Origin of the sequence: Bacillus sp. AFS040349 (assembly GCF_002577655.1) — a bacterium.
Classification (GTDB): domain Bacteria; phylum Bacillota; class Bacilli; order Bacillales; family Bacillaceae; genus Metabacillus.
Genome location: NZ_NUMC01000213.1, coordinates 1 through 1,771 on the forward strand (window position 1 = coordinate 1; position 1,771 = coordinate 1,771).

Here is a 1,771-nt window from a genome sequence, read left to right on the forward strand (position 1 = left end):
TAAATCTTTTGACACTACCTGGATTCCTGAGGTTCTAAATTGGTCAAATTATACTGAGGCTTTCACCGCATTTCCATTCTTTTTATATCTAAAGAATACACTCATCATTGTCTTTTTTACATGTATAGGTGCAGTTCTTTCTAATTCTCTCATTGCCTATGGTTTTTCAAGAATTGATTGGAAATATCGTGATGGCATTTTCATCGTCGTTTTAGCAACATTGATGCTTCCTTTTCAAGTTATCATGATTCCTTTATTCCTCTTATTCAAAGAAATTGGTTGGATTGGCACTTACTATCCATTAATTGTTCCACACTTTTTTGGAAACGCATTCTTTATTTTCCTATTACGACAGTTTTTCAAAGGCATACCAAAAGAATTATCTGAAGCTGCTAAAATGGATGGCGCAAATGAGTTTATCGTCTTCTGGAAAGTCATTTTACCACTATCAAAGCCGATTCTAGCAACAGTCGTGATCTTTCAATTTATTGAAGCGTGGCGAGATTTCCTTGGACCGTTAATTTTCTTAAGTGACAATAGCCACTACACCCTATCATTAGGTGTTCAGCAAATTATGTCACAAAATGATCCACGATGGGGCTTACTCATGGCTATCGGTGTGGCTATGACACTACCAATCATTATTATTTTTTTCTTCCTACAACGTTATTTTATTGAAGGGATTACATTTACAGGGTCTAAAGGGTAGAGGAAGTTTCCTGTTTAAATGAACAAAGCTAGGGAAACGTCCGAAGGCAAGCGCAGTCCCGTGACCGTAGGTAATTTTAATTAGTAAACTCTATCAAAAAACAGGAGGTGTTATTTTATGAACTCACAAAAACGAAATATGAGAAATGGTTTGCTATTCATTTCTCCATGGATTATCGGTTTTCTCTGTTTTACAGCTTATCCCATGTTTAGTTCTCTCTACTATTCGATGACAGAGTATAACTTAATTTCTGACCCATCATTTGTAGGATTCAACAATTATAAACAGCTTCTATTTGAAGATGATTTGTTTATAACCGTTCTAGGAAACACCATGTATATGATTTTTGTGGGATTAACACTTACAACTGTCGTGACAATCTTTATTGCGATTCTATTAAACACAAAGGATATTAAAGGAATTTCATTTTTTAGAGTTGTCTTTTTCATTCCAACGCTTGTTCCATTTGTTGTTCTAGCTATTTTGTGGATTTGGGTATTACAGCCAGATTCTGGTGTGGTCAATTCGATTCTTGGCCTTGTTGGAATCGATGGGCCAGGATGGTTTTCAAGTCCAACCTGGGCAAAGCCAGGATTTATTATTATGGCCATTTGGATGTCAGGAAACATGATTTTAATTTACTTGGCTGCACTTGGTGATATTCCGAAATCTTTATATGAAGCTGCTTCAATAGATGGAGCGAATGTTCTTCAAAAAGTTTTTCATATTACCTTACCAGGTTTAAGACCAGCGATTTTATTTAATTCCATAACAGGTATGATCGCCGTCTTTCAATCATTCGCAGAAGCGTTCATTATTACCGATGGAGGACCTGATAACTCGACGTTATTCTATTCACTCTATCTTTATCGAAATGCGTTTCAGTATTTCAATATGGGATACGCTTCAGCACAAGCCTGGATATTACTAATTATCGCCTTACTCATGACAATGACGTTCTTTAAACTATCAAAAAGATGGGGATTTGAAGATTAATACTCGTGAACGACAATGGTTTTTCCATTGTAAATATAAATGATTTAAAAAGGAGCATTCCTGTTA

Annotated in this window: 2 protein-coding genes; both read left to right on the forward strand. The window is 35.6% G+C overall.

The features are described from left to right. Positions 1-709: carbohydrate ABC transporter permease (locus COD11_RS26345; RefSeq protein ID WP_141549762.1), on the forward strand; the 709-nt coding region annotated here is incomplete at its 5' end. A gap of 117 nt (positions 710-826) precedes the next feature. Next, complete coding sequence (locus tag COD11_RS26350; RefSeq protein WP_098799817.1) at positions 827-1,705, forward strand: carbohydrate ABC transporter permease; 879 nt, start codon at positions 827-829, stop codon at positions 1,703-1,705. Positions 1,706-1,771: the final 66 nt, after the last annotated feature.

Bases quoted from the DNA above. Each gene is read 5' to 3' on its own strand.
- COD11_RS26350 (WP_098799817.1), top strand. From the start codon at position 827: ATGAACTCACAAAAACGAAATATGAGAAATGGTTTGCTATTCATTTCT.